This is a genomic window from Nitrospirota bacterium, assembly GCA_016214385.1.
GTDB lineage: Bacteria > Nitrospirota > Thermodesulfovibrionia > UBA6902 > JACROP01 > JACROP01.
This window is the reverse complement of sequence record JACROP010000089.1, coordinates 1-7,278: the sequence shown is the minus strand read 5'-3', so window position 1 is coordinate 7,278 and position 7,278 is coordinate 1. Positions and strand designations below refer to the sequence as shown.

General features: G+C 44.8%; 8 protein-coding genes and 1 tRNA gene. 3 read left to right on the top strand and 6 right to left on the bottom strand.

From position 1 onward, the window contains the following. The 3 genes from HZC12_05590 to HZC12_05580 form a co-directional block, all read right to left on the bottom strand. Positions 1–1,082: ABC transporter permease (locus HZC12_05590; GenBank protein ID MBI5026194.1), on the bottom strand; the 1,082-nt coding region annotated here is incomplete at its 3' end. After that, positions 1,069–1,740, bottom strand: coding sequence for an ABC transporter ATP-binding protein (locus HZC12_05585; protein ID MBI5026193.1), 672 nt, complete (start codon positions 1,738–1,740; stop codon positions 1,069–1,071). The genes HZC12_05585 and HZC12_05590, both read right to left, overlap by 14 nt. Then, entirely contained in the window at positions 1,733–2,902 is a 1,170-nt protein-coding gene (locus HZC12_05580; GenBank protein ID MBI5026192.1) for an efflux RND transporter periplasmic adaptor subunit, read from the bottom strand. Before HZC12_05580 ends, HZC12_05585 begins: the two co-directional genes overlap by 8 nt. 177 nt (positions 2,903–3,079) lie before the next feature. Here HZC12_05580 and HZC12_05575 point away from each other — a divergent pair. The 3 genes from HZC12_05575 (at position 3,080) to HZC12_05565 (ending at position 5,246) form a co-directional block, all read left to right on the top strand. Continuing rightward, positions 3,080–3,155: transfer RNA gene (locus tag HZC12_05575), tRNA-Ala, on the top strand. Positions 3,156–3,390: 235 nt separating this feature from the next. Next, positions 3,391–3,759, top strand: a complete 369-nt coding sequence (locus HZC12_05570; protein ID MBI5026191.1) for a YbaK/EbsC family protein — start codon at positions 3,391–3,393, stop codon at positions 3,757–3,759. Positions 3,760–3,872: 113 nt separating this feature from the next. Continuing rightward, positions 3,873–5,246: a M48 family metalloprotease gene (locus HZC12_05565; protein MBI5026190.1), complete on the top strand. Its 1,374-nt coding sequence runs from the start codon at positions 3,873–3,875 to the stop codon at positions 5,244–5,246. A 102-nt stretch (positions 5,247–5,348) separates the two neighbouring features. Here the strand turns inward: HZC12_05565 and HZC12_05560 are convergent, their stop codons facing one another. The 3 genes from HZC12_05560 to HZC12_05550 all read right to left on the bottom strand — a co-directional run. Beyond that, complete coding sequence (locus HZC12_05560; protein MBI5026189.1) at positions 5,349–5,963, bottom strand: metal-dependent transcriptional regulator; 615 nt, start codon at positions 5,961–5,963, stop codon at positions 5,349–5,351. Positions 5,964–6,002: 39 nt separating this feature from the next. Then, positions 6,003–7,025, bottom strand: coding sequence for a ferrochelatase (gene hemH / locus HZC12_05555; protein ID MBI5026188.1), 1,023 nt, complete (start codon positions 7,023–7,025; stop codon positions 6,003–6,005). 4 nt (positions 7,026–7,029) lie between these two features. After that, positions 7,030–7,278: hypothetical protein (locus HZC12_05550; GenBank protein MBI5026187.1), on the bottom strand; the 249-nt coding region annotated here is incomplete at its 5' end.

The following is a 7,278-nucleotide window of genomic DNA, read 5'->3' as shown; positions in this document are numbered from 1 at the left end:
GTTGGCAGAAAGGTCACAAAGAGAGGAATTACCAGTGCAGAGGCAATTCCTAAAAGAATGCCGGCAGAGCCGCCAATAAGGCTGAGGGTTACTGATTCTGTGAGAAACTGAAGGAGAATGTCTCTGTATTTTGCACCAACTGCCTTTCTTAAGCCAATCTCTCTTGTCCTCTCCCTTACAGAGACGAGCATTATATTCATTATACCAATACCGCCGACTATCAGGGAAATGGCTGCAATGCCAGCAAGGACAGCGGTCATAATGTTGAGGACCTTTGCCATGGCCTCAAGCATCTCATCCTGGCTCATTATTGTAAAATCCTCTTTATTGGCATGCCTCTTCATTAAAATCCCCTTTATCTCATTGATGGCATCTTGAATCTCCTCAGAACTCTTTACTTTTGTAACTATCTGGAAAAGGCTATCTGTATCAAAAAACTCCTGTGCTGTTGTGGTCGGAATAAATACAACATCGTCGAGGTCAAGCCCGAGGGTAACACCCTTTTTAGCCATCACACCGATTACCCTGAACCTCGAATCCCCTATTGTTACACACCTTCCCAGAGGATTGGCATCTCCAAAGAGCTCCCTCTTTACTGTCCTTCCGAGGACGCAGACCCTTCTTTTAGTCTCAACATCAGCCTGAGAAATGTAAGAGCCAAGCTCGGACTGAAGGTTTCTTACATAAAAATAATCCTCCGTAGCGCCGACAACTGTGGTATCCCTGCTCTGGTTAAGAAATTTTACCTTGCTCGTCCCGAGGGCAATTGGGACAGCATTGCTCAGGTATTTCGAACGCCTTTCCAGGGCCTCAGCATCGGCTATTGTAAGTTTTCTCGTGGTCCCGGCGGCCGGAGGATGGAAGCCACCCCTCGTGGCTACTTTACCTGGAAGGACTACAAGGATATTTGTCCCTAAGTTGCTCAGTTCCCTGTGTATGTAGTTTCTTGCACCCGTTCCTATGGACACCAGAAGTATTACAGCAGTAACACCTATGATCACACCGAGCATCGTAAGGGATGAGCGGACTTTATTGCTCAGGAGGGAGTCTTTCGCTGCCCTCAGGACTTCACTGGCTTCCATTCATAATCCTCCCATCTTTCATGTTTATCACTCTCCTGGCGTGTCTGGCCACATCGGATTCATGGGTTACCATTATTATAGTTACTCCTTCAGTATTCAAGCCCTCAAAGATACGCATGATTTCCACCCCTGATTGGCTGTCCAGATTTCCTGTTGGCTCATCTGCAAGAATGACAGCAGGTCTCATAACAAGAGCCCTCGCAATGGCAACTCTCTGCTGCTCACCACCGCTCAGCTCATTCGGGTGGTGCTCTATCCTGTGCTCAAGGCCAACTTTTCTTAAAACCTCAAGAGCCCTTTCTTTCCGCTCTTTTGGTGCAATATCGCTGTAAATCATCGGGAGTTCAACATTCTTGGAGGCTGAAAACCTCGGCAGGAGATTAAAGGTCTGGAAGACAAAACCTACTCTTCTGTTCCTCATCTCTGCAAGTTCATTGTCTGTCATTACTCCAATATCTATACCTTCAAAGTGATATGTGCCAGAGGTTTGCCTGTCAAGGCAGCCTATGATATTCATCAGTGTGGATTTTCCTGAACCTGACGGCCCCATTATTGCGATAAACTCTCCTCTCTCAATATTGAGGTCTATGCCCTTTAATACCTCAAGGGGCATTTTACCAAACATATAGGTTTTGTTGATTCCCTTGAGACTAATCAACAATCTTTACACTTACCCCTTCTTTAAGCCCTGGTTTATCAGGAGTAATAATAACCTTCTCACCCTCCTTGATGCCCTCTTTTATCTCTGTGAAATTCCAGTTATGAACGCCAATTGCCACCTTCCTCTGCTTAGCCTTATTCCCTTCGATAACAAAAACAAATTTTTCCTTTCCTTTTTCCATCACCGACTGAGTTGGAACTACAAGGGTGTTTTCTGCCTCGCCAGTTATTATCTCAATATCAGCGGACATGCCAGGTTTTAAGACCAGGCCCTTCTCCTCCACTGAAACTCTCACCTCAAATGTCCTTGTCTCCTGTTTTACACCTATAACAATCGGGGATACCCTGATTACTCTGCCATAAAAGACCTTCCCGAGATAAGCATCCATCGTTACCCTCGCTGCCTGGCCAACCTTGACCATATCTACGTCCACCTCATCTATCGGTGCCTTGATGTATAGAGTCTCGGGATTGACAACTGTTGCAATTATTGGCCCGGGGGCTGCCATGTCACCGACCTCCACAGGCCTTGTCGAAACAACTCCGGCTATTGGCGTTTTAATAAAAGAATAGTTGTAATGCAGTCTTGCAAGATCCCTCGCAGCCTTTGCCTCTATCATCTGGGCCTCGGCAAATTTTAACTCCTCTTTCGCTGAATCATAATTTGCCTTTGCCACTTCATATTTACTTTCAGACGAATCTACTTCCATCAAAGGCACTATCCCTTTTTTATAAAGCTCTTGCATTCTCTGAAGGTTTTTTTCAGCCTCTTCCTTCTGAGCCTTTGTCTTTGAAATATTAGCAGCAACCCCTGAAACCCGCGCCTCTGCTGATACATAAGCCGCCTCAGCCTTCCTCAGGTTAGCCTCCACTTCAAAGACATCGAGCATGGCTATCATATCACCTGCCTTTACCCTGTCTCCTTCTTCAACATAGAGATTTGTGATCCTGCCCTGTCGCTGGGCTGTAATCCTGACCTCTTCTTCGGCTTTGACCGTGCCTGTTGATGTGGCAGTAACTGTAATTTCAAGATGCTGCTTTTTTACCTCTATAGCTCTGACTGAGACAGTGTTGAATCTTGCCCTGTAAAAAATAAAACCTGTGATTACAATTACTATAATTACAGCCCAAAACCTAAACCTCTTGTAGAAAGTTCTCAAAGAAATCCCCTTAATTTTTATATAAATTTATAGTATATTACATAATATTACATGAGAAAAAATAATGCGTCAATTTAAGGATATTTTGCTAATTGTTTTATTTTTCTCTGTTTTTCTCGTTGTAGCAGCTCTGTCCCCACAGGGGAAAGGTTAGGTGGTGGGGAGCAAACTCATAACGGGCGGTTAGCTCAGATGGGAGAGCGCCACGTTCGCAACGTGGAAGTCAGGGGTTCGAATCCCCTACCGTCCACCAGATTGAATTTGGAAGGTTTTCCGCCTCGTCCCTCGACTCATCTCGGGCGAATATAAACCTGTTTATTTGATCATTGGCCATTTCATTTTGATAAAAGAACGGTGAGTCTATATGGATTGTCAATATTGTTAAATAGTGATATATTTTTTATGAGAGGTAAGTGGACAAAGAAGGCGTTAGCTACAATGTGCTCAAACATTCAGAGGCATTTACTGCTCAGGAGATCGCTGCCTCAATGCACGTGCCAGGCAAAGAGATGGCCAAAGTTGTCATCATAAAAGGTGATGAACGGTATGCCATGGGTGTCCTTCCTGCAAGCTACAGGGTTGATATGGACATGCTCAAGAAAGTTCTGAATGCGAAAAAAATAAGATTGGCCACAGAAGAAGAGTTTGGAAATCTATTTCCTGATTGTGAGGTCGGTGCAATGCCTCCATTTGGAAACCTCTATGATATTGACGTATATATAGATAAAACCCTTTCAGAGGATGAGGAAATAGTCTTTCTCGGTGGCGACCATATAGAGTCAATAAAAATGAAATATAAAGACTACGCCGCACTTGTAAAACCTGTTATAGCTGAGTTCGGGATAAAATCACACTGAATTAGATTGAACACCCAGCAAGTCCTATGATATCAATTAGAACCTTATTTTTGTGTCTTTTACTCTTCCTTATTTCCTGCGCAGTGAATCCTGTTACAGGTGAGCGGGAATTTATGCTCGTAAGCGAGAATGAAGAACTCACCCTCGGCAAAAACGCAGCACCCTCTTTGAACTGGGGCTTTGGTGGACGCTACCATGACCCTGAACTTGAAGCGTATCTTGAAGGTATTGTTAGACGCATCTGGCAGAACTCAGAAAGGCCACACCTTCCGATGAAATTTTCCATACAGAATACCTCAATCCCGAATGCCTTTGCCCTGCCGGGTTATGTGGCAATTACACGGGGACTTCTGAGCGAGCTTGAAAATGAGGCACAGTTTGTAGCAATCATGGGCCATGAGGCAGGCCATGTGATGGCGCGACACACAGCCCAGAGAGTATCCCTCGGCACACTCCAGCAATTCGGCCTGATTATCGGAGGAGCAGCGCTTGAAGGCAAGCGCGGAGGCGATGCCCTGCTCACCCTCGGTGCTGTTGGAAGCGGGTTAATCCTCCTCAAATACGACAGGAGCCAGGAGCTTCAGGCAGATCGGCTCGGGGTTAAATATATGGCAAGGCTCGGCTATAATCCTTACGAAGCCCTGACAGCCCACAGAAGGCTTGAAATTGCAATAGATAATTACCTCAAAAGGGCAGGAAAGACCAGAAGGGAGGATACCTTTATCAGCGAGCTACTGTCAACCCATCCGAGGGCAGCAGTCAGGATAGAGGAGATTCAAACAATGGTAAAGGAATTGCCTCCGTATACTATTCAGCAAGTCGGAGACTCGACTCTACGAGACGGCAAGTTTGAAGAGCGTTTCCAGAGGGCTATCCACAATTTAAAAGAGGTGAACAAGGCATATATTGTTTATGACGATGCTGAGAGGCTCTATGAAAAAAACAAGCTTCACGAAGCAGAGGAAAAACTTAACATTGCCATTTCAATAAATAACAGTCAGGCCCCTTTTTACAACCTGCTCGGTATGATAAGGCTCAGGTCGGTACGACTCGCAACCGAGCAGAAAAACTATTCAGAGGCCGAGGGGGCATTCAGAAGAGCCCTCTCCATTGACTCAGGATACCAGCCATCCTTTTACGGCCTCGGCCTTACAGAACTTTTTAGAAAAGATTATTATAAGGCAATACCTGAATTTAAAAAAAGCATTCACCTTTATCCCGAACATCCTGGCTCCCACTTCGGCCTCGGAAAAAGTTATTTCTCTATAGGATATTACAGGGATGCTATCCCCCATCTTAAAAACTTTGCGGCAGCAGCCCCAAAACACAATGAAGTCCACGGCCTTCTCGGCATCTGCTATGAAAATAGCAATGACTTAAGAGCTGCTGTCAGGGAATATGAAATTCAAATCAGGATTGAACCCGACAGTGATCTCGGGCGTTACTGCCATAGCCGTCTCCTGGTATTAAGGCCATTAATGCGTTAACCACAGAGACACGGAGACACTGAGAAATGATAAAGAATAAAAATAGGTTTTAAAAACTCTGTGCCTCTGTGCCTCAGTGGTTTTCTTAATGTATAATTTGACTCAATACTTTTTCACATAAATCTCTTCTGCAATAGAAGAGTCAATGGCCACAGTGGTTTCCTCTACCTCCAGGACAAAGGAAGGTCTTCTTTGTTTTAACCTTACAATACTGCCAGGGACTATGCCGAGGGATGAGAGGCGGTCAAGCCTTGAAGTCTCAGATGGAACTATAAACACAATCCTTCCCCTGGAGCCAACCTCGAGGTCATTAAGCCTGATAACCAGAGGTTTTAACTCACGGCTGTATTTTGAACAGCAATCACCCCTCGGAATCAGCTTGCCATGTGGGCATGTTGGCGGGTGGCCGAGGAAGGAGCAAACACTGTCAGTAACAGCAGGCGACAGTATGTGTTCGAACTCGCATGCTGCATGTTCACTCTCTTCCATATCGAGCTCAAAGACATCGTAAAGAAGTCTTTCAGCAAGGCGGTGCCTCCTGGTGATGTCCCTTGCCCTGCCCTCCCCTTTTTCTTTAAATTCCAGCATGTCATTATCTACAGCAATAAGCCCTGCCTTCTCCATTTTTTTTATGGTCTCAGGGGCATTTTTATCACCGACTCTCTCGATTAATTCAGCGTACCTTTTCAAGCCTCCCTCTCTCATACTCCAGAGCATCTCTAATATTTCATCTGCTAATTTCTTATCCACAGGTATTTACCTCCTTTGCCATCTCGTAGAGTCGAGTCTCCGACCTGCCTCTTTTACCTTCCCAATAACAAGCTCTTTTAAGACATTTATAAATCTTTCAGAGTCATTAAACGACTGGACCCTTTTTAATTCAATCCCGTGTTTCATTGCAAGTCCTCTGTAAAGGACATCTATTTCATAAAGGGTCTCAATGTGGTCTGAAACAAAACTGATCGGGACAATTAACAGGTTCCTGCAGTTAGTATCAGCAAGCTCTATTATAACCTCTTCTGTTGTCGGGCGCAACCACCTGACAGGGCCGCTCCTGCTCTGGAATGAGAGATACCATTTGAGAGAAAGCCTCTTATTGATTTCTTTTATTGTCGCCTTGATGTGTTCCACATATGGGTCGCCGTGAATTATAAAGTCCTCAGGAAGGCTGTGGGCGCTAAACAACACGCTCACCTCCCTTTCTTTAAATTCAGCAAGCCCATTTTCTATAACCTCTATTAATGCATCTATATAAGGAGGGAAATTATACCAGTGTTCAATATACATGGCCTCTATAGGTTTACCATTCAGGGCGCGCCTGCATTCCATAAAGGCTGAGCCAGTTGTTGCCTTTGAGTAATGCGGATAAAGACTGAGCACAATTAGTTTCTTTACCCCGTCTTCAGAAATAGTCTCAACAGTATCTTCAATAAGTGGATGCCAGTAGCGCATGCCGATGTAAACCTTAAAAGAAAGTGACGAGTGACCCTTCGACAGGCTCAGGGCAGGCTCAGTGACAAGTGACGAGTTAAGGGCTTTTTCGAGGGCATCTGCCTGAGCCATTGTAATATTAAGTATTGGGGATTTACCTCCTATAAGGCTATACATCTTTTCTGTTTTTTTCGAGCGAAGGAATGATACCAGCCATGCAAGAGGTTTCTGGAGAAAGGATGGACCGAGTTTTATTATCTCCCTGTCAGAGAAAAGATTGTAAAGAAACGGCCTGACAGCCTGAAGAGAATCAGGGCCGCCAAGATTGAGCAATAAAATACCTATGATTTCTTTATTTCTGTTTTCCAATCGGTATCACAAAACTGAATTTCGATCCTTTTCCTGCCTCGCTCTCAACCCATATCCTCCCGCCCTGAAGCTCAACAAGCCTCTTTGAAATGCACAGCCCAAGCCCTGTCCCTTCATATCTCTTTGTTATAGGCGATTCAAGCTGCTGAAAGGGTTGAAAGAGTCTTTTCTGGTCTTCTTCTGATATCCCTATGCCTGTGTCCTCTACGCTGATTTCGACCATGTCAAAATC

Excerpts from the sequence above, each read along its gene's own strand:
- HZC12_05560 (MBI5026189.1), bottom strand. The coding sequence starts at position 5,963 with ATGCTCTGGAGTATGAGAGAGGGAGGCTTGAAAAGGTACGCTGAATTA.
- HZC12_05570 (MBI5026191.1), top strand. The coding sequence starts at position 3,391 with ATGCACGTGCCAGGCAAAGAGATGGCCAAAGTTGTCATCATAAAAGGT.
- HZC12_05565 (MBI5026190.1), top strand. The coding sequence starts at position 3,873 with ATGCTCGTAAGCGAGAATGAAGAACTCACCCTCGGCAAAAACGCAGCA.